Source organism: Gemella sp. 27098_8_92 (assembly GCF_041433685.1).
Lineage (GTDB): Bacteria > Bacillota > Bacilli > Staphylococcales > Gemellaceae > Gemella.
In genome coordinates, this window is record NZ_JAPWBZ010000002.1 from 59,661 (window position 1) to 85,791 (window position 26,131).

Below are 26,131 nucleotides of genomic sequence, written 5' to 3' on the forward strand. Positions count from 1 at the left end.
TATTATAAAACAGTTTGAAAAAAACGTTTTTATAATGTATAATAATTTATATAAATAAATAAGGAGAAAAATTATTATGGCAAATATGACAAAAACATATCTAGAGCCGCAGGAAATTTATGAATATACTAGTAAGAAAGGTGTTGCAAAAGCTACTGCTAATCTTAAATATATGCTTAGTTTAGGTTTCTTAGGGGGAGCATTTATTTCAGTTGGTTATCTGGCATATATTCGTGTAGCAGGGACATTACCACATGAATGGGGTGGATTAGGAACTCTTTTAGGGGCAGCTATATTCCCTATTGGACTTATATGTATTTTAGTAGGTGGGGGAGAGTTAATTACAAGTAATATGATGGCCGTTACGTTATCTGTATTTGATAAAAAATTAAAACCTTCGTTATTATTAAAAAATTTAATTGTTATTACACTAGCTAACTTAGTTGGGGCTTTATTTGTTGCTTATTTTTTAGGACATCTAACAGGTCTTACAGAAGGAGCAGTTTTTGAAAAAACTGTACATACAGCAGAGGCAAAGATTAATGCAAATTATATTCAAATGATTTGTTCAGGAATAGGTTGTAACTGGCTTGTTGGAATGGGAGCTTGGCTTGCATTCTGTGCTAAAGATACGAGTGGAAAAATTATAGGTGTTTGGTTCCCTATAATGACATTCGTTGCTATTGGATTCCAACACGTTGTGGCAAATATGTTTGTAATTCCGGCAGCTATGTTTGGAGGAGCAAACATTACTATGGGACAATTTTTAAATAACATGGTAGGTGTATTTATAGGAAACTATTTAGGTGGAGCTATCTTAGTAGCGGGGCTATATACATTAGCATATAAAAAGAAAAATTCAGAAAATAATAGTTAATTAGATGTAAGATTAATTTAGTATCTATAATAAAAGAGGCTTGGAATATTTTTCTAAGCCTCTTTTATATATTATTCTTCTACTTTTACTACCCAACCAAACTTATCTTCAACTTTTCCAAGTTGGATTCCAGTAAGTAAGTCGTAAATTTTACTTGTCCATTCACCTGGGTTACCATCTTTTATAATTTCTAATTTTTTAGTTCCATCGAATAATTCACCGACTGGAGCAATTACAGCGGCAGTACCACATAAGAATACTTCATCAAGTTTACCATTGTCATACGCTTCGTAAACTTCGTCTAAAGATAATTTTCTTTCTTCTACTTTTTCTCCAAGTGATTTAAGTAATTCGATTACTGATGCACGTGTAATACCTGGAAGGATAGATCCATTTAGTTCTGGTGTAACGAACACTCCGTCAATTTTGAAGAAGATATTCATAGCACCACCTTCTTCAATATATTTTTGCTCAACTCCATCTAACCATAGTGATTGAGAATAGCCAAGTTCTTGTGCTTTTTTCTGTCCTTTAAGAGATCCAGCATAGTTACCAGCAGTTTTAGCAAAACCAAATCCACCACGTACAGCACGAACATATTCATGTTCAACAAAGATTTTATTAGGTTGTAAACCGGCTTTAAAGTAACTTCCTGATGGAGATAAAATAATAATGAATTTAACTTCATTATTTGGATGAACACCTAATGCTTCTTCAGCTCCAAAAACAAATGGTCTAACATATAAAGATGTTCCTTCAGATTTAGGAATCCAGTCTTTATCAATAGAAATTAATTTTTTCAACGCTGCTAATGCAAACTCTTCGTCAAGTTCAGGAAGTGCAATACGATCAGCTGATTTATTTAAACGTTTGAAGTTTTGTTCTGGACGGAATAAAACAGGTTCTCCGTTAGCCATATATGCCTTCATACCTTCAAAGATACTTTGACCGTAGTGTAGGACATTTAGAGCTGGAGACATAGGAATTGGACCATAAGGAACGATTCGAGGATCATACCAACCTTTTTCTGGAGTCCAGTCCATAATGAACATATGGTCTGTAAATACTTTCCCAAAACCTAATTTATCATCTGGTGTTTTTTCTTTTGGTGCAGTAGTAAGTTCTACGCGGATATCATTTACTGTTAATTTTGTCATATATAAATCTCCTTCATGTGCCTTTTAATTTATTTTTATATGTATTATAATACCAAAAAAAGAATTTTTCAATACTTTTTATCAAATTTTCTGAAATTTTAGATGAAAAATCGGATATTTATTTAGTGAGAATAGAAAAGTAATTATAGAAATAGATTATTGAAAAAAATTAAATTAGTTGGTAGCATTTTTATTTTTAATTAAAGTATGTTACAATATTATAACTGATAAAGATAATAATGTTTAGGTCATTTAAACATATATTGAAAGTTACATAATAAAAATTATAAAGAAAGTTTATGGTTGTAAATAATATATAAAGAAAGGTTAAGACTAATGAAAGGAAAATTCATAACTGTGGAAGGCTCTGATGGGTCAGGAAAAACTACATTTATAAATTCTGTAACAGAATACTTAGTAAAAAAAGGTTATAAAGTAATAACTACTCGTGAACCTGGAGGAACAGAATTTAGCGAAAAAGTTCGTGAGCTCTTGTTTGATAGTTCAAATGAAATAGATGCTAAAACAGAGAGTTTACTGTTTTGCGTAAGTAGACGTGATCATATTATAAAAAAAATAATTCCATATGTAGAAGAAGGATATATAGTTATTTGTGACCGTTTTGTTGATAGTTCTATAGCATATCAAAGCTACGGTAGAGGACTTAATAAACAAGATATAATTGATATTAATAAATATACTACTGATGGTTTAGAGCCTGACCTAACTCTATATTTTAATGTAGATGTAGAAATAGGGTTATCTCGTACAAAAGGTCGTGATGAAAATAATCGAATGGACAATGAAAGTTTGAAGTTTTATAAAGATGTAAAACGTGGATATGATGAACTTTCTAATGATTATAAAAAACGTATAAAGGTTATCGATGCAAATCAAGATTATGAAAAAGTAGAGAAAGACGCATTTAAAATATTGGAAGGATTTTTAAACAATGAATTTTAATAAAGACGATATTGCTGTAAAATCTTTAACAAATTCATTAAAAAATAATAAACTATCCCATGCCTATCTAGTAGTAAGTGAGGATAGTTTATATTGTGATGAGTTTATTTTACAATTTGTTAAAGCAGTTTTTTGTTTAGATAATAATTCTAAAGACTTTAAGAATTGTGGAAAATGTAAAAACTGCATTAGCATAGAACATAATAACTATGTAGACTTCTATAAAGTAGATACTGAAACGTCAATAAAAAAAGAAGAGATACAATTATTAAAAAAAGAATTTAGTATTAAGTCCTACTATGGAAAAAAGATATATTGGATAAAAGACATAGAGAAAATGACTGATCAAGCAGCTAATAGTCTGCTTAAATTTTTAGAAGAGCCAGAAGAAGACATAATAGCTATTTTGAGTTGTAAAAATACAAGTGCAGTTTTACCAACAATAATTTCACGTTGCCAGCAAATTAAACTTGTAGGAAAAAAAGAGGAAAAACTAGAAGGTAAAGAATTTTTAGAAAAAATAATTTTTGAATTTAAAAATAAATTTGAGTATAAAAAACACTTTGCAAATATTTATCTTTTAAACGAATTAAAAAATAAGGAAGAGATACTTGATTTTTTTGAAACAGTTAATAAGAAAATAGAAATTAGCTATACTATGTCCTCTTCTTTAGAAAATATAAAGAATATCAGCCGAGTTCATGAAAAAGTGTTACAGGCAATTTATGATATAAAAGCTAATGTAAATTCAGTATTAGTGTTAGAAAAATTTTTATTTTCACTTATTCTTGATGAGAATAGATTAGATTTTCTTGGAGATTAGATTAAATGATTGAGAATATAAGAGAAGATATAGTATCTAAAAATTATAAAATTTTACAGAAGATAGACCATTACAGTATGTCGACAGATTCTTTCTTATTACCTTATTTTGCCAATGTCCCTAAAAGTTCTAAAAAGAACATAATAGAACTTTGTAGTGGAAATGGAGGGATTTCTATTATTTTACGTGAGAAGAGTCAGGCGCAGATAGAAATGTTAGAAATCCAAGAAGATTTGGTGGAATTAAGTAAAAGAAGTATTGAGCTTAATAATTTAACGGGAATAAATGTTAGAAATGGTGATATAAAAAAAACAAAAAATTATTATAAACCGTCATCTTTTGATTATGTAATATGTAATCCACCTTACTTTCCAGTGAAAAATATGCCTAACCAAAGGGAAAAGTTTAATCATAATATATCACGTCATGAAATATTATGTAATCTTAGTGATGTTATACAAGCTATAAAATATTTGTTAAAGCAAAATGGGAAATTTAGTTTAGTTCATCGTACTTATCGTATTTCTGACATTATATCAGAATGTGAGAAAAATGGTTTGGCTATAAAGCGAATAAAGTTTGTTTATGGTAAAGAATCTAGTAATAATAGTAAAATAGTTTTAGTAGAGGGAAGTATTTCTAATGTAAGTGATATAAAAGTAGAACAACCGTTATACATTTATAAAGAAGATGAGACATATACAGAAGAAATGAAGAAGGTGTATGGAATTGACAGTTAGTTATATATATGTAGTTGAGTGCGCTGATAGAAGCTTTTACACAGGATATACTACAGATATAGTACGTAGAATAAAATTGCATAATGCTAAAAAAGGAGCTAAGTACACTAGGGCAAGAGGCCCTGTCACTTTGGTATATTTTGAGGAGTATGAAACAAAAAGTGAAGCGACAAAAGCAGAAAGTTCGTTTAAGAAACTGACACGGATGCAGAAAGAACAATATATTTTTGAAAATATCAGTAAAGAGAAAGAAAATAAGATAAGATATTATAATAAAAAAATAAAGGAGGATTAACATGTTATATTTAGTGGCAACTCCTATAGGTAATCTTGAGGATATAACTTTAAGGGCGTTAAAAGTTCTGAAAAGTGTAGAAATTTTAGCGTGTGAAGATACAAGAAATACGCAAAAATTGCTAAATCATTATGAAATAACAGGTAAGAAGTTAATAAGTTATCATGAACATAATGAAGAAAAAATGAGTGAAAAGATTATTAGTTATTTAGAAGAAGGAAGAGAAGTAGCACTTGTTACAGATGCTGGGATGCCGTGTATTTCTGATCCAGGATATATTTTAGTAGAAAAAATTAAAAAAATAGGACTTCCTATTACGGCACTACCTGGAGCAAATGCAGGGTTAACCGCTCTAGTAGCTAGTGGTATAGAATCTTATAACTACACATTTTATGGTTTTTTACCAAGAAAAACAAAAGATTTAAAATTAAAACTAGAAGAAATTTTAAAAATAAATACTACCGCTATCTTATATGAATCACCTCATCGGGTAAAGAATTTAGTGGAAGAGATTTCGAAAATTGACTCAACTAGAAAGATTTCAGTAGCGCGTGAGCTAACAAAGATGTTTGAGCAAATAGAGACTTCTTCAGCAAAAGAAATTCTGGAAATATTAGGGGATAAGATAAAGGAAAAAGGAGAATTTGTTGTTATAATTTCTCCAAATAGAGATGAAAAGTCAGAAGATGTTAATTTTGATGAATTAGTTGAACTTGTTTATCAAAAAGTTCAAAATGGTGAAAAAAAATCAGAAGCTATAAAAAATATTTCAAAAGAATTTGGTATTAATAAGAAAGAGGTCTATAGTTTGTATCATGAAAAATATGATTAGTTTATTAATAATTAATATTTTGATAGTATTATTTTTAGTCTTATCATTTTGGAATAAAATATTCTTCATTCCATTGTCTATATTATTAATATTAAATATTGCAGTGATTTACATAAAAAGTTTAACGTTAGATAAAAATGAGCAAAAGAAAAAAATAGTATTACATAAAGTGAAAAATTCATTATCTGTTATATTAGGTTATTCAGAAGCGCATAATGAGGGTATGATTTCTAAAAATGAAATGGATGAAAAAATAAATGAAGAAATAGCAGAAATAGTGACGATAATAAAAGAAGAGATTTATAAGTAAATCTCTTCTTTTATTTATGAAAATTAGTAGTTTTTGCTTTTTTTCTGCGTTTTGTCCATGTTTTAGCAGAGAAAAATACAACTAGTGGTATTAACTCTAAACGCCCAAGTAGCATAGAAAAACATAAAATTATCTTTGTAAAGTACGGAATAGATGAAAAATTGCTCATTGGCCCAAAATTATTAAATGCGGGGCCTGCATTACTAATAGAAGTAACTGTTAATGAAATTGCATCTTCAAAATCATTTATTTGGAATGTTACTAAAAATAATATAATAACGAAAATAAATCCAAATAATAGTAAATAATTAGCAAGCGGTGTAGTATCTTTTACAATTTTACCATCTATTTTAAACATTGATATTTTTCGTGGGTTAAGGGCCTTGCCAATAGATTGTTTAGCATTTTTTATAAAGAATATTAAACGAGGTATCTTAATTCCACCAGCCGTTCCACCTGTACATCCTCCAACAAGCATTAAAATAAGAATAATCATTTTAGAAAAAACTGGCCAGATATTAAAATCATTATAAGTAAACCCGGTTGTAGAAACTATAGATGATACTGTAAAGAAAACATCTAATAAACTGTGGTTAGGAGTATCATAAGAACGATAAATATCTAAAAACATAATTACAGATAAAATACTTATCATCCCTAAAAACCAACGTAATTCTTCACTTTTTAAAACTTTAAAATAACGTTTAAAGATAATAAAATATATTAAACTTAAATTCATTGAAAATATAAGCATGAATATAGCGATAACTACAGTTATGTAAGTACTATTGTAATAACCAATACCAAGGTTTCTTGGAGCAAATCCACCAGTTCCAGCAGTAGAAAATGCTAGATTAATACTATCAAATATACCAATACCACCAGATAATAACAGAACAAACAAAATTGCTGTTAAAGTTATATAAATTCCGTATAAATATCTTGCGGTTTGTTTCATAGACGATACTACTTTACCAAAATATGGTCCAGGAACTTCAGCTTTTGCGATATGAATTGTGTGAGGAGAACGTGGTAGGATAGCTAGTGCAAAAACAATAACCCCCATACCACCAATAAAATGGGTGAAACTTCTCCAAAATAAGAGACTCTTACTTAAACTTTCTATATCTTGCAAAATAGTAGAACCTGTCGTTGTAAAACCACTAACCGTTTCGAAAAGACTGTCAATATAACTAGGAATTTCCCCGGATAAATAAAAGGGTAATGCTCCTATAAGGGAAAATACAATCCAAGTCAGAGTTACAATAACAAATCCTTCCCTTTTATAGAAATCTTGCTCTCTATTTTCCTCGGTAAAGGCATCAATAATAGAATACAGCGCAAGGCTCATTATTATTGCAACAAGAAAAGATACAGTTGTTTTTGAAGACTCATTATACATTAAAGATACCAGCATTGGAATAATCAAAAGACCAGTTAGTAATTTAAGCATTCTGGCAAGAACATAGAAAATCATTTTATAATTCATAGTTATTGCCCCCTAGAAATAATATCATCAATATGCTCAATTTTATGCTTATAGCTAACAACAACAACATTATCGTCCAGCTTAATTTCATCATCACCATTAGGGAAAATTTGTTTATTATTTCTTATTATGAATGCTATTAACATATTAGGGTTAATAGATAAATCTTTTAATTTTATACCTAAAATTTTAGCACTGTTATTTGTGATTTTAAACTCTATTACTTCCGCTTGGTTATTTGCTATACGATAAAAGTTTTCAATATCAGAATGTTTGCTGCATTGAAGGGATTTCGTATATTTTGTAATAATATTACCAACGATCTCTTTAGGGGTAATATAAGAATATTGGCCAATATCTTCAGCGATTTGTTTAAGAGAAGCTCGATTAACTTTTGCAACAGTTTTTTTGATGCCTAACTTATCAGCATATAAATTTATGATAATATTTTCTTCGTCAAAACCGGTTAGAGAAATACAACTATCAAAAGCTTGAATACCTTCTTCTATTAGAGTATCACGGTCACTACCATCAGCCCAAATAACATCAATATCAGGGAAAGACTCGCTAAGAGAAATAGCTTTATTTTTATCAATTTCTATTACTTTTATGTAGAAATTAGCAATTTGTAAAAATTCAACAAGATAATGAGCTATTTTTCCACCACCAATAACAAGAGAAGATGTAATTTTTTTCTCAAGGTTATCTTTATTACCTAGCAATTTATAGAATTTTTTCAGATTCTTATTTGCAGCTGTAATATGAACCTTGTCGCCAACATTAAAGATATAGTTACCACGTGGAACAAATACTTCTCCTTTTCTCTCTACTAAGCAAACTAGTGAAGGAAAATCAATTATTTTTTTACTATCTATTAGAGAGATACCATTTAATATACTATTTTTATTAATAATAACTTCTAATATATTGAATTTTCCGCCAAAAAAACTTTCAACTTTTGTTGCTGTTGGATATTTTAACATATGAGAAATTTGTTTAGCAGCCTCATACTCAGGGTTAACCATAAGGTCTATTCCTAGTGATTCACGTAAGAATTCTTTTGTTTTAGAGTATTCAGGATTTCTAATCCTAGCTATTGTATATTTTGCCCCCATCTGTTTAGCAGCAATACAACAAATCATATTAATTTCATCACTTGCTGTAACAGAAATAAACATATCAGCTTTTGCTGAATCAGCTCTTGTAAGAACTTCGTAGTTAGCTCCATTTCCTAATATACCATTAATATCATAAGCTTCAACGAGCTTTTCAACACGTAATTCATTAGTGTCAATAATTGTTACTTCTTGAAAGATGTCGGAAAAATCAGCACAAAGTAATTCGCCAACTTTTCCCCCACCAACTATAACTACTTTCACATGTAAAACTCCTTTTTTGAGTGATAACCATATTATAAAATTATTATCAAACAAAGTCAATTTTAATGTAAAAAAGTTTCATACTTTAAAGTAAAGAATTATAATATATAATATAAAGCTGTCCATACATAGAATAAGTGTGAAGTTCAAAGGGAAAAATAAAAAGAAAAGTATAACAACATTTTGATAAACTATACCAAAATTCATGAATTTGTGATATAATTATAAAAGGGAAATTTTATCGCTTTTCATCTAATTAAGTAATAAATTTGTGATGGAGGAGGAGTAAAATGGCAAAAATTTCTAAACAAGACATAGATTATATTTTTGAAAATATAGATATAGTTAGTTTAGTTAGTGAGTATATAAAGTTGGAAAAACGAGGACAAAACTATTTAGGCTTATGTCCTTTTCATAATGAAAAAACTCCATCATTTACTGTATCTCCTGACAAAAAAATTGCCCATTGTTTTGGATGTGGGAAAGGTGGTAATATTTTTCAGTTTATATCATTAATAGAAAATATTACATATAATCAAGCAATTGTAAAATTGGGGACAAGATTAGGACTAAATTTAGAGTCGAATGAAAGAAAAGAAGTTAGCTATGATTTGAATAATGAGCTTGATTCTATGTATTATGGTCATTTACTTTTAGCAGACTATTACAATTATATTCTATTAAATACAAAAGAAGCTGAAGGAGCGTTGAAGTATTTATTAGATAGAGGCTTAAGTATTGATGTAATAAAATATTTTAATTTGGGATATGCACCACGAGACAATAATATCGCGTTAAATTTTTTTAAATCTAATAACTTAAATTTAGATTTAATGGTAGAAGCAGGCTTGTTGGGAAAAAATGAAAATAATGATTACTATGATGTTTTTAAGGATAGAATAATGATTCCTATAAAAGATAATAAAAATCAAGTTGTTGCATTTTCAGGAAGAACAATGTCTCAGGATAAAAATGTACCTAAATACTATAATACTCATGAAACAAAAATTTTTGAAAAACGAACGGTATTATACAATTTTTCAGATGCTAGGTCTTTTATAGCAAAAGAGAATGAAATTATTTTGTGTGAAGGGTACATGGATGTTATAAAAGCGTACCAAAATGGTATAAAAAATGTAGTAGCCCTAATGGGAACTAATATTGATAATAATAAGCTACATGAAATTTTAAATTTAGTTAACAAAGTCACTTTAAGTCTTGATAATGATGTTGCAGGAACAGAAGCGCAAATAGAAATAGGAAATAGAATAATAAAGAAAACAGACAATGTTTATAAATTAAAATTTTCTGGAGCTAAGGATTTAGATGAATTTTTAACGGATAAAAATTTGAAAAATACAAATTTCGATGCACAAAGTTACGTCACTAATAACAAAGAACATTTTATTAATTTTAAAATAGAGTATTGTAAAGATATAGCTAAGACTAATATTGAGCAAAGAATTAAGTTTAAAAATGAAATTTTAACTAATATTTCTTATGTAGAAGATGAGTCATTAAAATACATATTATTAACATACTTAGCTGAGGAATTTGGAATAGAACGTCAAGTCCTTAACAGAGAATTAAATCAATTACAGACAAAAAGAAAAAACCAAACCTCGCAATGGGTAGCACCAGAAAATCCAAAGTTGTTGTTTAAGGCATTAAATTATGATAAAAAAATGTGTAAACTATTTAAATACTTCTTTACAAGTAGAAATATTTTTATTGATAATTATTCGAAATTGGAACAATGTCAGTTTTCACAAGAGATATTTGAAAGATTAGTAGATTATTTAATTATTTACTACAACAATAATCTAGAATTTCAAATTTATAAATTTGTTCATAGTATTGATGATGAAGAGGTTGCACGATTAGCGACTTATATAGATGAAACAGACTTTTTAATAGAAGAAAATCCAACGAATGAAATTGTTATAGATTATATAGCATATTTCAAGAAAAAAGAGATTAGTATTGAGAAGTTAAAAGAACTACTAAAAGTTGCTATTCAAGAAATGGATGTAGAAGCACAAAAAGAATTGCTAGAGCAATTGAAAAAGTATAAAAAGTAAGGAGAAGAAGATGGCTAATAAAAAGATAAAAGATTTTGAAACAATAAGAAAAGAATTATTGGAAAAAGGTAAAAAACAAGGTGAGCTTACTCAAGAAGAAATTATAGAAGCTTTATCTAAATTAGACATTTCTTCAGAAACAATGGATGATTTTTATGAAGAATTAAATAATGAAGATATTATTTTAATTAATGAAAATCACGAGGAAGAAGAGGAAGAACTAGATTTAGAAGATTTATCAGTGCCTGCTGGGATTAGAACTAATGACCCAGTAAGAATGTATCTTAAAGAAATTGGGAAAGTACCTCTTTTATCAAAAGAAAAAGAATTAGAATTATCTAAAATAATTGAAAGTGGAACAGAATCAGAAAAGGAACAAGCTAAAAAAGATTTAGCAGAAGCAAACTTACGTCTTGTAGTTAGTATCGCTAAAAGATATGTTGGACGTGGAATGTTATTCTTAGACCTTATCCAAGAGGGGAATATGGGATTAATTAAAGCTGTTGAAAAATTTGATTATTCTAAAGGTTTTAAATTTAGTACATATGCTACATGGTGGATTCGTCAAGCTATAACACGTGCTATTGCCGACCAAGCAAGAACAATCCGTATTCCAGTACATATGGTTGAAACAATTAACCGCCTTATTCGTGTGCAACGTCAATTACTTCAAGATTTAGGACGTGAACCTAAACCAGAAGAAATTGCTAAAAAGATGAATATGACACCAGATAAGGTTAGGGAAATTTTAAAAATTGCTCAAGAACCAGTATCTCTTGAAACACCAATAGGAGAAGAAGATGATTCACATTTAGGAGATTTTATCGAAGATAAAGATGCTCAATCTCCGGTGGAACATGCTGCTAATGAGTTGTTAAAAGAGCAATTAGAAGAGATTCTAGAAACATTAACAGATAGAGAAGAAAATGTTCTAAAACTTCGTTTCGGCTTAAAAGATGGAAAGACACACACTTTAGAAGAAGTAGGAAGTGCCTTTGGAGTAACGCGAGAGCGTATTCGTCAAATAGAAGCCAAGGCAATAAGAAAATTAAAACACCCTTCTAAATTAAATAAATTAAAAGGATTTATGGAGTAAATTTTATAAATATAAAAAAGACGGTTTTAAACCGTCTTTTTTATATGGTTTTCAAAAGGATAATATAAGAATTAAAAAGAGGAATTTGCCTTAATTAAATGGGATTTAAGCAAAAAAACTCTTTATAATTATTATCTCTTTGTTTTTAAATTTTCTTTCCAATCTTGTAGACCATTTTTTAACATATAAACATTAGTATAACCGTGTTTTTTTAGTGTGAGAGCCGCACGGGGAGCTAATGTTCCGTTTTTATCACAAAGATAAATAGGTTGGTCTTTTCTAAGTGAAGAATATAAGAAATTAAATTGAGAACTAGGCATATTTCTAGCCCCATTAATATGAGCATATTTGAAATCTTCCTTTTCTCTAACGTCTATTAATTGAACTTTTCTAAGATTTTTTCTAAATTCTTCATAAGGAAGCTTAGTAACAGCACCTTTTAATCTGAAGTAATTAAATAGCCCAACTACAGCAAAAATAGCTAGTATTATTAAAGATGATACTAAAAATGATGACATAGTGTACTCCTTTGCATAAATATTAATAAAAGCATTATATCATAATTTGTAATTTTGTTCAATATTGATTATAATTATAAAAGTAGATAGCTATATGCACTATAGATAGTGTATAACTTTATTAGTATAGTTTTAAATTATTAATAAAATAAATTAATATGGAGAAATAATGATTACATCGGTTAGTAACAAAAAAATAAAAGATTTAAAAAAACTGAAAGAAAATAGAAATATCAGAAAATATAAACAGTATTTAGTAGAAGGTAAACATCTAATAGAAGAAGCTTTAGGAGCAAATGTAGTAGAAGAAATAATTATTTCTGAAAACTTTTCTGATGAAAGCTTATTATCATGCTTTACTGGAGAAGTAACCGTAGTATCAGAGAGTGTGATGAAATCTATTACGGATACTATTGCTACGCAAGGGATAATAGGTGTGTGTGGTATAAAAGAAAGAGAACTAGATATAACTAAGTACAATAAAGTATTGATTCTTGATAGAATACAAGATCCTGGGAACCTTGGAACTATAATAAGAACAGCAGATGCCTTTGCTTTTGACTGTATTATTTTAGGAAAAGGTACAACAAGCATTTATGGACAAAAGGTCATACGAAGTACTCAAGGAAGTAATTTCCATATAGACTGTTTTGAAAATATAGATATTAAGCATTTAATATCAGAAATGAAAGAATTTAATATTTATGCAACATCTCTTAAAGCTGATAAATACTTAGAACAATTAGACAATATAACAGGTCGTGTAGCAGTCATTTTCGGTAATGAGGGCTCGGGTGTTGATGAGAAAATATTAGGTAAAGTAAATAATTTACTTAAAATAAGTATGCCAGGTTGTGCTGAAAGTTTGAATGTTTCAATAGCAGCAGGAATTGTCATGCATTATATTTCTAGTAATTTAAAATAATAAATTTACTATTTTAGTTAATTATGGTATTATTGTAGATGTAAAAAATGAAGAGAGGTGAAGTCTAATGTTAAAAACACTAGCTGTTGATAAAAGAGGAAATATTTTAACTGATATCAATTTAGAACGACTTAAAGACCAGGATATAGCTTGGTATTGGGTGGATTTGGAAAATCCAACTCGTAGCGAAATAAATTTACTATCAACTTTTTTTAAATTCCACGAATTATTAATAGAAGACTGTTTAACACTTTTACAAAGGCCTAAAATAGAAATAACAAGACAACAAATATTTTTAGTTTCGCACGTATTGAAAAACTTAGATAATGATTATGAAACTATTAATATGTTTGTTGGGAAAAATTATATTGTAACGTTTCACCTCTCTCATATTCGTTACATTAATAAGATAATTCCTAAAATTTTACAAAAAGGTGAACAATATTCACCACTGCATGTAATGCATATGTTAGTTTCGGAAATAGTAGAAGGCTATATCCCTATTATTTCAAAAATAGAAAATAGGTTAGATGAGATAGAGGAATCAGATTTTTATAAATCGGGTAGCAAAATTATGGATGAGGTCTTTGAATTACGAGGAGATCTTCTAAAATTACGTAGAGGCCTACGTCCGATGAGAGAAGTATTACACAGATTCTTAGTTTCCCGTCGTGTAGAAATGACGGACAATGATAGAAAATATTTCCACGACATTTATGATGACCTTGTTCAACAAACAGAGATAATTGAAGCTAACAGAGAGCTTGCCAGTGATATTCGTGAAAACTTTATGACATATAACTCACTTAAATCTAACAACATTATGATGACACTAACAGTTATATCTACTATTTTCTTACCGTTGACTTTCATAGTAGGACTCTATGGAATGAATTTTGATTATATGCCAGAACTTAAATGGAAGTACGGCTATTTTATCATTTGTGCGTTGATGTTAGGTGTAGCTGTTGGAATGCTATGGTTTTTCAAGAAAAAAGGTTGGCTTGATATGTTTAAATAATATCAACAAAAAGGATATGCTTATGAATATTTTTAAATTAATAGTATTGTTTACTATGATTATACTTTCCAACTATTCAATGTTAAAAGTAGATTTTAGTAAATTTTTCAAAAGAAATAGTACTAGAGAGATAAAGATACTAGTTAGCCTGTTATCGTTGGTAATAGGGTATATTTCTTATATGACTATAATTACTATATATGAGTTATCGCTCACATTAGTAAAATAAATATTTAGAGAGGAGAGCCTATGAAAGAAAATAGTAAAAAAGAATTAAATAAAGAGTCTGAAATAACGAAAGAAGATAAGCTACTAGCATTTCTTGGTGGTAAGTTTATAATATATATATTACTAATCGTTATTTTATTAGGGATAGCAATTTACTTATACACAGAAATTTCTTATATTTTCACACCGATAAATGCGATAGTATCAAGTATTATGACTCCCATTATTGTAGCGTATATATTTTACTATATTTTAAATCCGTTGGTAAATTTCTTTTCGAAAAAGATGTCTCGATTTTTAGCGAGCTTATTAGCCATTGTAGTTGGAGTTATCGTTATTTTAGTCGTTATAATTGGTATGGTTCCAATAGTAGCGGAACAAACAAAAAATTTAATAACTTCATTACCTAGATATATCGAAATAGTAAAAGGGTATCTAGATACTTATTCAGACAATGCTTATGTTCAAGTAGTGATAGAGTATATGAACAATAATTTGAATATTTCCCAGCTGAGTTCAAAAGCAGTAGAAGTTGCAACATTAGTAGCACAAAATATAGCTTCGTCTTTATCTTCAACTGCGTCAGTACTTATTACAATGCCGTTTGTATTATTCTTTTTACTGAAAGATGCTACTACATTTAATAGGTATTTTATAAGTATTTTACCTAAAAAATTAGAGAAACCTGTGGCTGAGACAATTGAAGAAATAGATGATAAAGTAGGATCATATATTCAAGGACAGATGCTTGTATCATTATGTATAGGGGTAATGTTATTTATAGGATACAACATTATAGGATTACATTATGCTTTTTCATTAGCTACTATAGCAGCATTCTTAAGTATTGTTCCTTATCTAGGGCCAGTTATTGCTATAACACCAGCAATGTTGGTAGCAGCATCAACAAGTTGGGTAATGGTTATTAAAATGCTAGTTGTTTGGGGAATTGTTCAGTTTTTAGAGGGGAATATTATTTCTCCAAATATTATGGGAAGAAGCATGAAAATGCATCCTCTGACTGTAATCTTTGTTATTTTAATCGGAGTAAACATGTCAGGTGTTGTAGGTGCGATCTTAGGTATACCAGTGTATTCTATTTTAAAAGTATTAATAGTTAAATTATTAACATTATTAAAAAATAGATATGATAAATATTACGGATAATTATAAAATAGCCTTAAACTTACCGACCTCAAAAAGTTAGACAGAAAATCTAACTTTTTGGAGAACGGTACAAAATTTAATTAGTTTTAAGGTTATTTTTTTAATATATATTTATACATAGACAGTATATTATTTTAAAAAGATGTTTTTTTATGATATAATTGTGTAGTTAAAATATAGTGATTGAGGTTTAGAATTATGAGTATGATGAAGAAATTTAATAATTTATTTGTAAATGAGGATGACTTTGGAGATGAAAATGTAGAAAAAAATTCAGCTTCGATTGAAAAACAAAAAGTAAAAAAAGAAGTACCGGTTAGCAAATCTGTGGAGACTGTAACTCCATCTACTAAAACTAACAATGTTATATTAACAGAACCTTTAGTTTTTGCTGACAGCAAGGATATTATTGATGATATTAAACGAAATAAAGTGGTAATAATCAATTTGAGTAAATTAGATTTAGAAACAGCGGATAGATTATTAGACTTTATTTCTGGTGGTATTTATGCATTAGGAGCTAAATTAAAAACTATTGGTGAAGATATTTATCTATGTGTGCCAAATGGTGTAGAAGTATCTGGAGATTTTTACGAAGGAGAGTATTAATATTGCTGAATATAACAGAGTATTATTGGGTTTATAAGTTTATTCATTATTTATTTTCTTTTTATGAATATAGCATATTAGCTTATATTCTTACTTCATGGGTTCCTCAAATTAGGAATAACATTATAGTTGAGTTTTTAGCTGCTATTTGTGAGCCATATTTAAAAATTTTCAGAAAAATTATTCCACCTTTTGGAATGTTAGATATCTCTCCAATTATAGCGTTTATTGGGCTTAATATTATTCAACGAGTGTTGATTAGCTTACTATTCACGGTTTAATTTAATTATGAAAAAGACAAATGTATTATCCTTTTTAACACAAGAAGAAAGAGATGCCACAGAAAAATTATTACAGAGTGTTAGTATTTCTGATAATAGGAATACAGTGACTAAATTTTTAACAAATTTTGAACAGGTTATATTAAAAAAAATTATTATGTATAATTATAGTAATATAAGTATTAACTTTTTTGGTGGAACAGCAGATGCTGAACGAAAAAAAGCTAAGATAATCGCTAATGAGTATTATGACATTGATTATGAAATAACTTGTTTGAGGGCAAATTATAATAATAAGTTTGATAAAATTCAACATCGTGATGTACTTGGTGCAGTTCACAATATGGGAATTAATTTTAATAGAATTGGAGATGTAGTTGTTCTCGAAAGAGAAATCTATATTTTTGTGGACGAAGAGATTGCCGATTATATTATGATGCAATTAACTAAAATAGGTAGGATAAATTTACAATTTGAAAAAATAGATTTAGTGGAAGTTAGTATTGAAAAAGAATACGAGGAGTTTGATATTATAAGTTCTTCATTTAGGTTAGATTCATTAGTGGCCAAAATTACTAATAAATCAAGAAGTAAAGTCAAAGAATTTTTAGAACAAGAGTTTATAAAATTAAATCATTCTGTAATAAAAAATGGAGAAAAAAATTGTGTCAATGGGGACGTGATTTCTATAAGAAGATATGGGAGATTTATTTTAAAAGAGCATACTCAAAATAAAAAGAGCTTGAAATATAGAATAAAAGTATTAAAACTTGTATAGGATAACTGGTATCTAATATCAGTTATTTTTTCATATTTATAACTATAATTGTGAGTATTTTTATTTTTCTCTTTTTTTGTCTCATATCATTTACAAATGTACAAATAAAAATTATACAAAAGTATTGACTTTATGTTAATACTTTTGTATAATAAATAATGTTCATTGCAAAGTGAATATTTATCCACAGTAGCTCAGTTGGTAGTAGCATCTGACTGTTAATCAGAGGGTCGCAGGTTCGAGTCCTGCCTGTGGAGTTGGAGTAGTACTCAAGAGGCTGAAGAGGCGCCCCTGCTAAGGGTGTAGGTCGGGAAACCGGCGCGAGGGTTCAAATCCCTCCTGCTCCGTTTTTTTTATTGGCCCGTTGGTCAAGTGGTTAAGACACCGCCCTTTCACGGCGGTAACACGGGTTCGAATCCCGTACGGGTCACCATTTGAGAATAAGAGTTAGGTCCCGTGGTGTAGCGGTTATCACGCCTGCCTGTCACGCAGGAGATCGCGGGTTCGATTCCCGTCGGGACCGCCATTTTGCCTTGATAGCTCAGTTGGTAGAGCAATGGATTGAAGCTCCATGTGTCGGCAGTTCGACTCTGTCTCAAGGCATTTTTTTATTTTTATAGCATTTTGGCGGTTGTGGCGAAGTGGTTAACGCATCGGATTGTGGTTCCGACATTCGTGGGTTCGATTCCCATCAGCCGCCCCATTTTATTGAAAAGTAAGTAGAAGTAATATGCAGTTTTGCATGTTACTTTTTTATTTTTGAGTTATTTTCAAGCAAAAAAATAGCTTCTTATATTAAAGAAGAGTAAAATAGTAGATAATTATAATAAGTTATAAATATAGGAGATAAAATTATGGTAAAAACATTTGAAGAAAATTTAGAAAATTATAAGATAATTGATTCAAAAACAGCATTTGAAAAATTAGAACAAGAAGATAAGTTTGTTTTATTTTTAGGTAGAGCAACGTGTCCATTTTGTCAAAAATTCATGCCAAAGTTAAGTGAAGTTGTTGAAAAAAATAATATAGAAGCATATTTTATTAATACAGAAAGCTTTGAAGATTTACAAGGTATAGAGGTATTACGTGAAAAATATGGCGTAAAAACAGTTCCAGGATTACTAGTTTCAGAAAACGGTGAAGTTAGAGTAGTATGTAATTCTAGTTTAACTGTAGATGAAATTTTAACATTTATAAATGCATAATCTTATTAACTTGCTATTTGTTAATAGCAAGTTTTATTTTAATTAATTGCTGAAAAAAATAATATAAAGTGATATAATAGTGTTTATGAAATATTACTATTGTGTGGTAGTTTGTTTTATACATTGCTATAGATATATGGGGGATGTAGAATGAAGAGTGAAAAATTAGAGATAAATAATCTAGTTTTTAATTATGCGGATAAAAATGTTTTAAATAATATATCTTTTAAAGTGGAAAGTGGAGATTTCATTGCTATAGTTGGGAAAAGTGGAGCAGGTAAATCAACATTATTAAGATGCCTTAATGTTTTGAATAAACCTAAACAAGGTGAAATAATATTTGGTACGGATAATATTTTAAAATATGGAAAAAAACAATTAAACTTAGTAAGAAGAGAAATAGCATTTATATTTCAAGATTATAATGTTTTAGATAATTTATATACCGTAGAAAATGTTCTAACACCATATTTAGCTAAAAAGTCATTCTTTGGATTATTAGCGGGATATACAAAAAAAGATTATCTGGAAGGTTTAGAATATTTGAGACAAGTAGGTCTAGAAGAAGAAGCATTTAGAAAATCTAAGTATTTATCAGGTGGACAAAAACAAAGAGTGGCTATAGCTAAGGCTTTAGCACAAAATCCTAAATTGTTACTGGCTGACGAACCGGTGAGTAGTTTGGATGAAAAGAATACAACTTTAATAATGGATACTTTTAAAAGACTAAACAAAGAAAATAAAATAACAGTATTAATCAATTTACATGATGTTAATTTGGCTAGAAAATACAGCACAAAAATACTTGGTTTAAAAGACGGGAAGATTTTATTTTATAAAGATTCTGATAAGGTGAGCGATGATGAATTTGAAGAGCTTTATAGTTAAAAGACAGTTGAAAAGATTAGTTATATGTATTTTTATACTTTTAGTTTTTATTATAGGATATGACTCATATCATGTGGAAAATTTTTCTATAGGATTTTCAAGAATTCATAATTTATTATTAAGGATGTATCCGTTAGACTTTACAATAATTAAAGAACTATATCCACCAATTATTGAAACAATAAATATTGCGTTATTTTCATCAGTTTTAGCACTAATTACCGCGTTATTTTTATTACCTATCTTAACTAATATTTTATTTAAATTTAAAATAATTCCAAAAGTTATAAGTGGAGTCTTTTCTATATTTAGAACTATTCCATTTCTAATTATTGCAGCAATATTAGTAAGTTTATTTAGTACAGGAGTATTTAGTGGCTTTGTAAGTATGTATATTATAAATCTATTAACAGCTTCGAAGCTATTAAAAGAGTACGCAGAAGAAATAGATACAAAACATCTAGAAGCAATGGAGACGCTAGGTGTATCAAAATTTATTATTTACAAAAATGGAATCTTATCTAACTTAAAGCCATTTATAATATCAGTTTATTTCTTAATGCTAGAATCGAGTATAAGAGGAGCTAGTGTTTTGGGATTAGTCGGTGCAGGAGGAATAGGGCAAAGGTTATGGCAAGAACTTAACCATCTGCGTTATGATCGTGTATCATTAATAATTCTAATACTAGTAATTTTAATTTTTATTATTGATTTGATTAGCTTCTACTTTAGAAATCTAGAAAATAATATAAATACAACATATAAAGTGTTTATTTTAAAGAAAAATGTTTTCAGAAGTTTATTATTAGGAATTATAATTTTTAGTATTATATATGTTAGTAACTTTATCGATATTACTGGAGAACGATTTGCTTTAGGGATAAAACAATTAAATACCTTAATAACAGGTATATTAAATCCAGATTGGGCATATAGCGGCAAGATGATTTCCGCACTTTTAGTGAGCATTGAGATAGCTATTAGTTCAACAATTTTTGCAGCGATAACAGCTATATTTACATCATATTTATCATCAGCAAATCTTTTTGGTAAATATAAAGCAATAGTAGGAAAAGTAATTATTAATATTTTTAGAACATTTCCTCCAATTATTGTTGCGTTAATATTTTTTAGAGGATTTGGGCCAGGCGCAATAAGTAGCTTCTTTGCTTTGTATATCTATACAGTTGGTGTTATGACAAAAATGTATAATGAAGTATTAGAAGGAATAAATGACAATATTTTACTTACCACAAAAAGTTTGGGCCTAGGTAATTTTATAAGTTATATAAAAATAATATTTAATGGATATTTTCCAGAATTTATAACTATAGCCCTATATCGTTTGGAGGCAAATATAAAAAACTCAACAATACTTGGTATGGTAGGTGCAGGAGGAATAGGGCATCTATTAGTTAATAATATAGAATATCGAAATTGGAATAGAATTTCCGTCTTATTAATAGGTTTATGTTTATCTATAATAGTTATTGAAAATATATCGTATTTAATAAGAGTTAAAGTAAAAAAATAGAAGGAGATTAGGATGCATTTAAAAGTAGGAAAAATTGTAAACACTCATTCTTTAAAAGGAGAGGTGAAAGTTATTTCTTCAACAGATTTTGAAGAAGAGCGTTTTAAAAAAGGAAATAAATTATTAATAACACGAGGAAACCAGCTAATAAGAGAAGTTATTGTTGAAAGTTATCGTAACCATAAGAATTTTCTTCTTGTTAAGTTTGAAGGAATTGATTCAGTTGGGGAAGCAGAAAAATTAAAAAATCTACAAATAAAAATTGATTCAGATGAAGTAGGAGAGTTAGAAGAAAATGAGTTTTACTTCCATGAAATTATAGGATGTCAAGTATTTGATGAAAATGATAGAAATCTTGGAGAGATCATCGATATCCTAACACCTGGTGCTAATGATGTTTGGGTAATAAAAGGAGAAAATGGTAAAGAGATTTTAATTCCGTATATAGAGGATGTAGTGAAAAAAATTGATATTACAAACAAAAAAGTTAATATTGAGGTTATGGAAGGGTTAATTGACTAATGAAAATAGATATTTTGACGTTATTTCCTGATATGTTTGATGCACTTAATCATTCTATTTTAGGAAAAGCAAAAGATAAGGAACTTATTGATATAAATATTGTTGACTATAGAAAATTTTCTGAAAATAGACATAACCAGGTAGATGACTATCCTTTTGGAGGTGGTCAAGGAATGGTACTAAAACCAGAACCGATATTTAATGCAATAGAAAGTTTGAATAAGACCGATAAAACAAGAATTATTCTACTTTGTCCACAGGGAGAAAGATTTAGCCAAAAGAAAGCTGAAGAATTATCAAAAGAAGAGCATTTAGTTTTCATTTGCGGTCACTATGAAGGATATGATGAAAGAATTCGTGAATATCTTGTAACAGATGAGTTGTCAATAGGAGATTTTATTTTGACAGGTGGAGAGTTTGCTGCTATGACTATGGTTGATAGTATAGCTAGGTTAGTTCCTGAAGTTCTTGGAAAAGAAGAATCTCACAAAGACGATTCATTTTCAACTGGTCTACTTGAATATCCACAATATACTCGTCCTAAAGATTTTAGAGGAATGTTAGTTCCTGATGTATTAACATCTGGTCATCACAAAAATATTGAAATCTATAGAATTAAAGAAAGCCTAAGAAGAACATATTTAAGACGACCAGATTTACTAGAAAATTATGAACTAAGTGAACAAGAAGAGAAACTTCTTAATGAAATAAAAAAAGAATTAAAAAATTAACATAAAATAAATGACATATTTAAAATTTTAATGTATAATAATATTATAGTATGTATTTGCAAGCACAGGAGGATTAGAAGTAATGACAACTTCATTTGAGGAATTATTAAATAGCTCAGAAATGCTAAAAAAAGGAGATAAAGTAACAGGTACTGTATCAAAAATAGAAAATGATAAAGTATATGTAGATGTAGCAGGAGCACAATATGACTGCGTAATTTTACGTAATCAAATTACAAGAAAACCATTTGAAAATATTGAGGAAGTATTATCTGTAGGTGACGAAATAGAAGCACAAGTAACAGGTATTCGTGCGGATCGTGAAAAAAGATCTGAAGATGTTCCAGGTGTAATTTACTTATCACATAAAATTTTAGAAAATGCTGAATTTAGAAAATTAATGGAATTATCTTGGACACAATTAATTGAAAAATTTGAAAAAGGTGAATTTATCACTGCAACAGTATCTGGACAAACTAAAGGTGGATTACTTGCTGATGTAGAAGGATTACGCGCGTTTATCCCAGGTTCTTATATTGATACAAAATTCAGAAAAGATTTATCAAAATTTGTAGGTCAAGAATATACATTCAAGATTGAAGAAGTAGACAAAGATAAAAATAAAATTATCTTAAACAGACGCGTAATATTAGAAGAAGAAAGAGCGAAAAAATTAGCTGAAGTTTATGGAAACATTAACGAAGGTGATGTAATTGAAGGTAAAGTAAGTCGTATTACAGACTTTGGTGCATTTATTAACCTTGGAGAAGTAGATGGACTATTACATATTTCAGAAATTTCTCATGCTCGTGTTTCTAAAGTTTCAGATGTTTTAGCAGTAGGAGATGTAGTAAAAGTTGCCGTAATTTCAGTTGATAAAGAAAATGAAAAAATTTCATTATCTGCAAAAACTTTACTACCAACACAATGGGAAGTAGCTCGTGCAACAATCAAAGCAGGAGATGTATTAGAGGGAGTTGTTCGTAATATAACGGCATTCGGTGCTTTTATTGAAGTAATGGATGATGTAGAAGGATTAGTACACATTTCTCAACTATCTCATGAGCGTGTTGATAATGTAGAAGATGTGCTTAAAAAAGGAGATAAAGTAACTGTTAAAGTATTAGACATTGACTTTGAAAATGAAAGATTATCTCTATCTATTAAAGAATTACAAGAAAAACCAGTCAAAGAAGAAGTAGAAGTAAAAGAAGAACCAGAATTTGACACTTCTTATTTAAAAGATGAAGATACTTCATTTAGCATGGCTGATAAATTTAAAGATATCGAACTTTAATTCAGAAATAAAATAAAGGCAGTAGATTAACTGGTCTATTGCTTTTATTTTTTAAGTAGGTATGAGAGTTAAAACAAATATATAAGGAGGAACTAAAATGGCAAAACCAACAGTAGCTATTATAGGAAGACCTAATGTAGGTAAATCGACAATTTTTAATAAAATAATTGGAGATAGACTTTCTATAGTGGAAGATGTTGCGGGAGTTACTCGTGATAGAATATATTCGAAAGCAGAATGGTTAAACTATTCATTCTTTATGATTGATACAGGTGGAATAGAATTAGAAGATACACCATTCCAAAAACAAATTCGTGCCCAAGCAGAACTAGCTATAGATGAAGCAGATGTTATTATCTTTTTAACTAATGGTCGTGATGGTGTTACTAGTGATGATGAAGAAGTAGCAAAACTTCTATATAAAACAGATAAACCTGTAGTGCTTGCGGTTAATAAAATTGATAATTTTGATATGAATCATATGATTTATGACTTTTACTCATTAGGTTTTGGCGATCCATTCCCTATTTCAGGATCTCATGGACTAGGTATTGGAGATTTACTAGATGAAGTGTGTAAAAACTTTAAAGTATTGGATGAAGAAGAGGAAGACGAAAAAATTAGATTTTCTCTTATTGGAAGACCTAATGTTGGTAAATCAAGTTTAATCAACACTATACTAGGGGAAGAACGTGTTATTGCTTCGGATATAGCTGGAACCACACGTGATGCTATTGATACTGACTTTAAACATAATGGTGATGAGTATGTTGTAATTGATACTGCGGGGATTAGAAAACGTGGTAAAGTATATGAAGCATGTGAGAAATATTCTGTTTTACGTTCACTAAAAGCTATTGAGCGCTCAGATGTCGTCCTAGTTGTTCTTAATGCTGAAGAAGGAATTATTGAACAAGACAAAAAAGTTGCAGGATATGCTCATGAATCTGGTAAAGGTGTAATTATCGTTGTTAATAAATGGGATGCTATAGCAAAAGATGATAAAACTATGAAAGAATTTGATGAGAAAATTCGTGACAGTTTTGCATACTTAGATTATGCAAAAATAATTTATGTATCAGCAAAAACAAAACAACGCGTTTTCAATATATTCCCATTAATCAAAGAATCTTATGAAAATAGACAACGTCGTATTCAAAGTTCTACATTGAATGAAATTGTTGTTGATGCGGTATCGATGAATCCAACACCACAAGATAAAGGTAAGAGACTTAATATTTTCTATGCATCACAAGTTGCAATTAATCCACCAACATTCGTATTCTTTGTGAATTATCCGGAACTTATGCATTTCTCTTATGAAAGATTTTTAGAAAATAGAATTCGTGATTCATTTAATTTTGAGGGGACACCAATAAAACTATTGGCTAGACAAAGAAACTAATAATTAATTATTAGAACTTATCCATGGTTTAACTTCAAATATAAAATATTGCAGATTATAGGTTAAAAATAATTTAGGAAAACAGGTATAAAGTAAAGTTTACTTTTACCTGTTTTTACATATAGAAAAGAAAACATAAAACTAATAAATATTAATAGTAAAAAATAGTCAAAATACTAGCAAATAAATTTAGAACATGGTATAATTCTATTTATATACTTTAGTAATTAGGAGGTAGATAATATGCCAATAGGATACTATGGAATGTCAGGAGCATATATATTTTACTTTTTATTAATTATGTTGATTCCTTTATGGGCACAGTTTAAAGTAAAAAGTACATATAACAGATATAAAAAGGTAAGAACGAAATCAGGTTTAACAGGAAAAGAAGTTGCTGAAATTATTATGAAAGCAAATGGAATAACAGATGTAGAAGTTGTAAAAGGTGAAGTAGAACTATCAGATCATTATGATCCAACGAGTAATCGTGTTGTATTATCACCGATTGTTTATTCACAACCAACTGTGGCATCAGTAGCAATAGCTGCTCATGAAATCGGACATGTCATTCAAGACAAAGTTGCAGATTATAAACCGATGAGATGGAGACATTCTCTTGTTCCACTAGCAAATCTTGGAGGAAACTTATCAACAATTTTAATCATAGTAGGACTGCTATTAACAACTTTAATCAGCCAATTCAGTCAATTTGGATATACTATTGCTTGGATAGGTGTTGGTTTTATGTTCTTTGCAGTGTTGTTTCAAATAGTTACATTACCAGTGGAATTTGATGCATCAAAAAGAGCACTAGAACAAGTTGTAGATTTAAATATAGTAGATGAACAAGAAAATAGACATTGTCGTAAAGTGCTTACTGCAGCAGCTTTAACTTATGTAGCGGCAGCGTTAGTAGCTTTAATGGAAATGTTAAGATTTATTTTTATTCTACTTAATAATAGTAGAGATTAATTTAA

Annotated in this window: 28 protein-coding genes and 6 tRNA genes; 30 read left to right on the forward strand and 4 right to left on the reverse strand. The window is 28.9% G+C overall.

The genetic code is table 11. The features are described from left to right. The first annotated feature begins 76 nt into the window (after nucleotides 1–76). Nucleotides 77–877, forward strand: coding sequence for a formate/nitrite transporter family protein (locus O3802_RS01655; protein ID WP_281665330.1), 801 nt, complete (start codon nucleotides 77–79; stop codon nucleotides 875–877). A gap of 71 nt (nucleotides 878–948) precedes the next feature. On the opposite strand, the gene O3802_RS01660 is transcribed toward O3802_RS01655, so the two are convergent. Further along, nucleotides 949–2,034: a branched-chain amino acid aminotransferase gene (locus O3802_RS01660; RefSeq protein ID WP_371458016.1), complete on the reverse strand. Its 1,086-nt coding sequence runs from the start codon at nucleotides 2,032–2,034 to the stop codon at nucleotides 949–951. A 336-nt stretch (nucleotides 2,035–2,370) separates the two neighbouring features. Between O3802_RS01660 and tmk the strand changes: the two genes are divergently transcribed. The 6 genes from tmk to O3802_RS01690 are packed head-to-tail and all read left to right on the forward strand — an operon-like array spanning nucleotide 2,371 to nucleotide 5,997. Then, on the forward strand, nucleotides 2,371–2,997 hold the full coding sequence (gene tmk / locus O3802_RS01665) for a dTMP kinase (protein WP_371458017.1): 627 nt from the start codon (nucleotides 2,371–2,373) through the stop codon (nucleotides 2,995–2,997). Further along, the gene (locus O3802_RS01670) at nucleotides 2,987–3,820 is read left to right on the forward strand and encodes a DNA polymerase III subunit delta' (RefSeq protein ID WP_371458018.1); all 834 of its coding nucleotides are present in this window, start codon (nucleotides 2,987–2,989) and stop codon (nucleotides 3,818–3,820) included. The genes tmk and O3802_RS01670 overlap by 11 nt, the downstream gene beginning before the upstream one ends. 5 nt (nucleotides 3,821–3,825) lie before the next feature. Further along, nucleotides 3,826–4,560: a tRNA1(Val) (adenine(37)-N6)-methyltransferase gene (locus O3802_RS01675; RefSeq protein ID WP_371458019.1), complete on the forward strand. Its 735-nt coding sequence runs from the start codon at nucleotides 3,826–3,828 to the stop codon at nucleotides 4,558–4,560. Beyond that, nucleotides 4,544–4,855, forward strand: coding sequence for a GIY-YIG nuclease family protein (locus tag O3802_RS01680; RefSeq protein WP_371458020.1), 312 nt, complete (start codon nucleotides 4,544–4,546; stop codon nucleotides 4,853–4,855). The genes O3802_RS01675 and O3802_RS01680 overlap by 17 nt, the downstream gene beginning before the upstream one ends. Nucleotide 4,856: 1 nt before the next feature. Then, a complete protein-coding gene (rsmI, locus tag O3802_RS01685; protein WP_371458021.1) occupies nucleotides 4,857–5,687 on the forward strand; it encodes a 16S rRNA (cytidine(1402)-2'-O)-methyltransferase in 831 nt (276 codons plus the stop codon). After that, a complete protein-coding gene (locus O3802_RS01690) occupies nucleotides 5,680–5,997 on the forward strand; it encodes a hypothetical protein (protein ID WP_371458022.1) in 318 nt (105 codons plus the stop codon). The genes rsmI and O3802_RS01690 overlap by 8 nt, the downstream gene beginning before the upstream one ends. Before the next feature lie 10 nt (nucleotides 5,998–6,007). On the opposite strand, the gene O3802_RS01695 is transcribed toward O3802_RS01690, so the two are convergent. Then, nucleotides 6,008–7,486 (reverse strand): TrkH family potassium uptake protein, encoded by a 1,479-nt coding sequence (locus O3802_RS01695; protein WP_371458023.1) that lies wholly within the window; start codon nucleotides 7,484–7,486, stop codon nucleotides 6,008–6,010. A gap of 2 nt (nucleotides 7,487–7,488) precedes the next feature. Further along, nucleotides 7,489–8,865 carry a Trk system potassium transporter TrkA gene (gene trkA, locus O3802_RS01700; RefSeq protein WP_371458024.1) on the reverse strand — a complete coding sequence of 459 codons (1,377 nt, stop codon included), beginning with the start codon at nucleotides 8,863–8,865 and terminating at the stop codon, nucleotides 7,489–7,491. Nucleotides 8,866–9,155: 290 nt separating this feature from the next. Here trkA and dnaG point away from each other — a divergent pair, with 290 nt between their 5' ends. Together dnaG and rpoD are read left to right on the forward strand one after the other, a co-directional pair. Continuing rightward, nucleotides 9,156–10,946 (forward strand): DNA primase, encoded by a 1,791-nt coding sequence (gene dnaG, locus O3802_RS01705; protein WP_371458025.1) that lies wholly within the window; start codon nucleotides 9,156–9,158, stop codon nucleotides 10,944–10,946. Between the two features lie 10 nt (nucleotides 10,947–10,956). Next, nucleotides 10,957–12,042 carry an RNA polymerase sigma factor RpoD gene (gene rpoD, locus O3802_RS01710; RefSeq protein WP_111743030.1) on the forward strand — a complete coding sequence of 362 codons (1,086 nt, stop codon included), beginning with the start codon at nucleotides 10,957–10,959 and terminating at the stop codon, nucleotides 12,040–12,042. Between the two features lie 131 nt (nucleotides 12,043–12,173). On the opposite strand, the gene O3802_RS01715 is transcribed toward rpoD, so the two are convergent. Continuing rightward, nucleotides 12,174–12,560, reverse strand: coding sequence for a rhodanese-like domain-containing protein (locus O3802_RS01715; RefSeq protein WP_281665717.1), 387 nt, complete (start codon nucleotides 12,558–12,560; stop codon nucleotides 12,174–12,176). 169 nt (nucleotides 12,561–12,729) lie between these two features. On the opposite strand from O3802_RS01715, the gene O3802_RS01720 reads away from it, so the two are divergent. The 21 genes from O3802_RS01720 (at nucleotide 12,730) to O3802_RS01820 (ending at nucleotide 26,126) form a co-directional block, all read left to right on the forward strand. Further along, a complete protein-coding gene (locus O3802_RS01720) occupies nucleotides 12,730–13,485 on the forward strand; it encodes a TrmH family RNA methyltransferase (protein ID WP_371458026.1) in 756 nt (251 codons plus the stop codon). 67 nt (nucleotides 13,486–13,552) lie between these two features. Next, nucleotides 13,553–14,506 carry a magnesium/cobalt transporter CorA gene (gene corA / locus O3802_RS01725; RefSeq protein WP_371458027.1) on the forward strand — a complete coding sequence of 318 codons (954 nt, stop codon included), beginning with the start codon at nucleotides 13,553–13,555 and terminating at the stop codon, nucleotides 14,504–14,506. 55 nt (nucleotides 14,507–14,561) lie between these two features. Next, complete coding sequence (locus O3802_RS01730; protein WP_371458145.1) at nucleotides 14,562–14,735, forward strand: DUF1146 family protein; 174 nt, start codon at nucleotides 14,562–14,564, stop codon at nucleotides 14,733–14,735. Nucleotides 14,736–14,755: 20 nt separating this feature from the next. Then, nucleotides 14,756–15,901, forward strand: coding sequence for an AI-2E family transporter (locus tag O3802_RS01735; RefSeq protein WP_371458028.1), 1,146 nt, complete (start codon nucleotides 14,756–14,758; stop codon nucleotides 15,899–15,901). A gap of 204 nt (nucleotides 15,902–16,105) precedes the next feature. After that, nucleotides 16,106–16,510, forward strand: coding sequence for a cell division protein SepF (locus O3802_RS01740; RefSeq protein ID WP_371458029.1), 405 nt, complete (start codon nucleotides 16,106–16,108; stop codon nucleotides 16,508–16,510). A 2-nt stretch (nucleotides 16,511–16,512) separates the two neighbouring features. Next, nucleotides 16,513–16,791, forward strand: a complete 279-nt coding sequence (locus O3802_RS01745; RefSeq protein ID WP_004632221.1) for a YggT family protein — start codon at nucleotides 16,513–16,515, stop codon at nucleotides 16,789–16,791. Nucleotides 16,792–16,798: 7 nt separating this feature from the next. Further along, on the forward strand, nucleotides 16,799–17,569 hold the full coding sequence (locus O3802_RS01750) for a YlmH family RNA-binding protein (protein WP_371458030.1): 771 nt from the start codon (nucleotides 16,799–16,801) through the stop codon (nucleotides 17,567–17,569). Between the two features lie 183 nt (nucleotides 17,570–17,752). Beyond that, nucleotides 17,753–17,826, forward strand: a tRNA-Asn gene (locus tag O3802_RS01755). A gap of 2 nt (nucleotides 17,827–17,828) precedes the next feature. After that, nucleotides 17,829–17,916: transfer RNA gene (locus O3802_RS01760), tRNA-Ser, on the forward strand. Nucleotides 17,917–17,927: 11 nt separating this feature from the next. Continuing rightward, nucleotides 17,928–18,002, forward strand: a tRNA-Glu gene (locus O3802_RS01765). A 17-nt stretch (nucleotides 18,003–18,019) separates the two neighbouring features. After that, a tRNA-Asp gene (locus O3802_RS01770) sits at nucleotides 18,020–18,095 on the forward strand. A gap of 4 nt (nucleotides 18,096–18,099) precedes the next feature. Beyond that, nucleotides 18,100–18,172 (forward strand) — tRNA-Phe (locus O3802_RS01775). 24 nt (nucleotides 18,173–18,196) lie between these two features. Then, a tRNA-His gene (locus O3802_RS01780) sits at nucleotides 18,197–18,272 on the forward strand. Between the two features lie 151 nt (nucleotides 18,273–18,423). Continuing rightward, nucleotides 18,424–18,774: a DUF6568 family protein gene (locus O3802_RS01785; protein WP_371458031.1), complete on the forward strand. Its 351-nt coding sequence runs from the start codon at nucleotides 18,424–18,426 to the stop codon at nucleotides 18,772–18,774. 150 nt (nucleotides 18,775–18,924) lie between these two features. Beyond that, a complete protein-coding gene (gene phnC, locus O3802_RS01790; RefSeq protein WP_371458032.1) occupies nucleotides 18,925–19,662 on the forward strand; it encodes a phosphonate ABC transporter ATP-binding protein in 738 nt (245 codons plus the stop codon). 73 nt (nucleotides 19,663–19,735) lie between these two features. Next, nucleotides 19,736–21,196 carry a PhnE/PtxC family ABC transporter permease gene (locus O3802_RS01795; protein ID WP_371458033.1) on the forward strand — a complete coding sequence of 487 codons (1,461 nt, stop codon included), beginning with the start codon at nucleotides 19,736–19,738 and terminating at the stop codon, nucleotides 21,194–21,196. Nucleotides 21,197–21,208: 12 nt separating this feature from the next. Beyond that, the gene (gene rimM, locus O3802_RS01800; protein ID WP_371458034.1) at nucleotides 21,209–21,718 is read left to right on the forward strand and encodes a ribosome maturation factor RimM; all 510 of its coding nucleotides are present in this window, start codon (nucleotides 21,209–21,211) and stop codon (nucleotides 21,716–21,718) included. Further along, the gene (trmD, locus tag O3802_RS01805; protein WP_371458035.1) at nucleotides 21,718–22,449 is read left to right on the forward strand and encodes a tRNA (guanosine(37)-N1)-methyltransferase TrmD; all 732 of its coding nucleotides are present in this window, start codon (nucleotides 21,718–21,720) and stop codon (nucleotides 22,447–22,449) included. Before rimM ends, trmD begins: the two co-directional genes overlap by 1 nt. A gap of 82 nt (nucleotides 22,450–22,531) precedes the next feature. Then, nucleotides 22,532–23,746 carry a 30S ribosomal protein S1 gene (gene rpsA, locus O3802_RS01810; RefSeq protein ID WP_371458036.1) on the forward strand — a complete coding sequence of 405 codons (1,215 nt, stop codon included), beginning with the start codon at nucleotides 22,532–22,534 and terminating at the stop codon, nucleotides 23,744–23,746. Nucleotides 23,747–23,843: 97 nt separating this feature from the next. Then, nucleotides 23,844–25,151, forward strand: a complete 1,308-nt coding sequence (gene der, locus O3802_RS01815) for a ribosome biogenesis GTPase Der (RefSeq protein WP_371458037.1) — start codon at nucleotides 23,844–23,846, stop codon at nucleotides 25,149–25,151. A 243-nt stretch (nucleotides 25,152–25,394) separates the two neighbouring features. Continuing rightward, the gene (locus O3802_RS01820; protein WP_371458038.1) at nucleotides 25,395–26,126 is read left to right on the forward strand and encodes a zinc metallopeptidase; all 732 of its coding nucleotides are present in this window, start codon (nucleotides 25,395–25,397) and stop codon (nucleotides 26,124–26,126) included. The last annotated feature ends 5 nt before the right edge of the window (nucleotides 26,127–26,131 follow it).

Coding starts and splice junctions, on each gene's coding strand:
- O3802_RS01715 (WP_281665717.1), bottom strand. CDS start 12,560: ATGTCATCATTTTTAGTATCATCTTTAATAATACTAGCTATTTTTGCT.
- O3802_RS01660 (WP_371458016.1), bottom strand. CDS start 2,034: ATGACAAAATTAACAGTAAATGATATCCGCGTAGAACTTACTACTGCA.
- O3802_RS01695 (WP_371458023.1), bottom strand. CDS start 7,486: ATGAATTATAAAATGATTTTCTATGTTCTTGCCAGAATGCTTAAATTA.
- O3802_RS01690 (WP_371458022.1), top strand. CDS start 5,680: ATGATTAGTTTATTAATAATTAATATTTTGATAGTATTATTTTTAGTC.
- rpoD (WP_111743030.1), top strand. CDS start 10,957: ATGGCTAATAAAAAGATAAAAGATTTTGAAACAATAAGAAAAGAATTA.
- corA (WP_371458027.1), top strand. CDS start 13,553: ATGTTAAAAACACTAGCTGTTGATAAAAGAGGAAATATTTTAACTGAT.
- O3802_RS01675 (WP_371458019.1), top strand. CDS start 3,826: ATGATTGAGAATATAAGAGAAGATATAGTATCTAAAAATTATAAAATT.
- O3802_RS01820 (WP_371458038.1), top strand. CDS start 25,395: ATGCCAATAGGATACTATGGAATGTCAGGAGCATATATATTTTACTTT.
- der (WP_371458037.1), top strand. CDS start 23,844: ATGGCAAAACCAACAGTAGCTATTATAGGAAGACCTAATGTAGGTAAA.
- O3802_RS01670 (WP_371458018.1), top strand. CDS start 2,987: ATGAATTTTAATAAAGACGATATTGCTGTAAAATCTTTAACAAATTCA.
- O3802_RS01740 (WP_371458029.1), top strand. CDS start 16,106: ATGATGAAGAAATTTAATAATTTATTTGTAAATGAGGATGACTTTGGA.
- O3802_RS01680 (WP_371458020.1), top strand. CDS start 4,544: ATGGAATTGACAGTTAGTTATATATATGTAGTTGAGTGCGCTGATAGA.
- O3802_RS01785 (WP_371458031.1), top strand. CDS start 18,424: ATGGTAAAAACATTTGAAGAAAATTTAGAAAATTATAAGATAATTGAT.
- O3802_RS01730 (WP_371458145.1), top strand. CDS start 14,562: ATGATTATACTTTCCAACTATTCAATGTTAAAAGTAGATTTTAGTAAA.
- rsmI (WP_371458021.1), top strand. CDS start 4,857: ATGTTATATTTAGTGGCAACTCCTATAGGTAATCTTGAGGATATAACT.
- phnC (WP_371458032.1), top strand. CDS start 18,925: ATGAAGAGTGAAAAATTAGAGATAAATAATCTAGTTTTTAATTATGCG.
- O3802_RS01750 (WP_371458030.1), top strand. CDS start 16,799: ATGAAAAAGACAAATGTATTATCCTTTTTAACACAAGAAGAAAGAGAT.
- dnaG (WP_371458025.1), top strand. CDS start 9,156: ATGGCAAAAATTTCTAAACAAGACATAGATTATATTTTTGAAAATATA.
- rimM (WP_371458034.1), top strand. CDS start 21,209: ATGCATTTAAAAGTAGGAAAAATTGTAAACACTCATTCTTTAAAAGGA.
- tmk (WP_371458017.1), top strand. CDS start 2,371: ATGAAAGGAAAATTCATAACTGTGGAAGGCTCTGATGGGTCAGGAAAA.
- O3802_RS01655 (WP_281665330.1), top strand. CDS start 77: ATGGCAAATATGACAAAAACATATCTAGAGCCGCAGGAAATTTATGAA.
- O3802_RS01735 (WP_371458028.1), top strand. CDS start 14,756: ATGAAAGAAAATAGTAAAAAAGAATTAAATAAAGAGTCTGAAATAACG.
- trmD (WP_371458035.1), top strand. CDS start 21,718: ATGAAAATAGATATTTTGACGTTATTTCCTGATATGTTTGATGCACTT.
- rpsA (WP_371458036.1), top strand. CDS start 22,532: ATGACAACTTCATTTGAGGAATTATTAAATAGCTCAGAAATGCTAAAA.
- O3802_RS01720 (WP_371458026.1), top strand. CDS start 12,730: ATGATTACATCGGTTAGTAACAAAAAAATAAAAGATTTAAAAAAACTG.